Below are 1,358 nucleotides of genomic sequence, written 5' to 3' on the forward strand. Positions count from 1 at the left end.
CACATAGTACGGCTGCGCATTGGCCTTGTATTCCCTGATCTGAAAATCACTCCATTTATTACCAATAGTCGTAATCTCCTTACCCGTGGTCTCAGACGTGTACTGCTCCTCCTCTGGTAGCTCTCGCTTATCATCCACATAAAGGGAGATCAGGACCACATCTTCTTTCAATATCTGTAGGATCTGTGGATCTGGCCATACCCGCTCTTCCATCTTACGGCAGTTCACACACGCATAGCCCGTAAAATCCAAAAGCACCGGTTTCCCCTCGCTCTTGGCATACGCCATTCCCTGTTCATACTCCTTAAACGTTACAATATCTAAAGGCCCTAGTTCTGTATGGGGTGGAATTTCTGTTAAAGTTGTATTTCCCCCCTTGCTGTTTCCTACCCCATAAGGGGATTCACTGTACTGTGATGGTGGGGGAAAACCACTGATCCATTGCAGGGGCGCTCCCCAAAGTCCCGGGATCAAATACACCACAAAGGCCAAAACAAATAGACCAAGACCTAGACGTCCTACCGAAATATGTGGCAAAGGGCTATCATGCGGCAAGGTGATCTTTCCTAAAAGATACAACGCGAGTGCCCCAAAAACAGCAATCCATATGGCCAGAAAAGTTTCCCGCTCTAGCAGGTGCAATTGCAGCACCAAATCGGCATTGCTTAAAAATTTAAAGGCAAAGGCAAGCTCCAAAAAGCCCAAAACAACCTTTACGGTATTGAGCCAACCACCCGATTTGGGTAACGAATTCAACCACCCCGGGAAAGCAGCGAACAAGGCAAAGGGAAGTGCTATGGCCAGTGAAAAACCAAGCATCCCAACAATGGGGGCTATACCTCCTTTGGAAGCTGATTCTACCAGTAAAGTCCCAACAATAGGACCCGTACACGAAAAGGAAACAATCGCCAGGGCAAGGGCCATAAAAAAGATCCCGATAAGACCTCCACGGTCTGCCTGGGAGTCGATCCTGGTCGCCCATGAGCTGGGAAGGACCAGTTCAAAAGCCCCCAGAAAAGAACAGGCAAAAAACACCAAAAGCGCAAAAAACACCAAATTGAATACCACATTGGTGGAAAGGGCATTGAGCGAGTCGGCACCAAAAAGGACAACCACTACAGAGCCCAGTACCACATAAATCACCATAATAAAAAGACCATAGAACAAAGCGTTTTTGATACCCCTGGCACGGGTTTTACTCTGCTTGGTAAAAAAACTTACCGTCATGGGGATCATCGGGAACACACAGGGCGTCAGCAACGCTGCAAAACCACCTAAAAAACTCAGGATAAAAATCGTGAATAAATCACGGGATGATTCCGGCTCTTTTTCCTGAGACAGGTCATTTGCTGATTTGG

The 1,358-nt window shown here is 47.3% G+C and carries 1 protein-coding gene; it reads right to left on the bottom strand.

The features are described from left to right. A partial coding sequence (locus tag L1967_RS22185; RefSeq protein WP_249603671.1) for a protein-disulfide reductase DsbD family protein occupies positions 1 to 1,358 on the bottom strand: 1,358 nt, incomplete at both ends.

This window comes from Zunongwangia pacifica, assembly GCF_023499215.1.
GTDB classification, from domain to species: domain Bacteria; phylum Bacteroidota; class Bacteroidia; order Flavobacteriales; family Flavobacteriaceae; genus Zunongwangia; species Zunongwangia pacifica.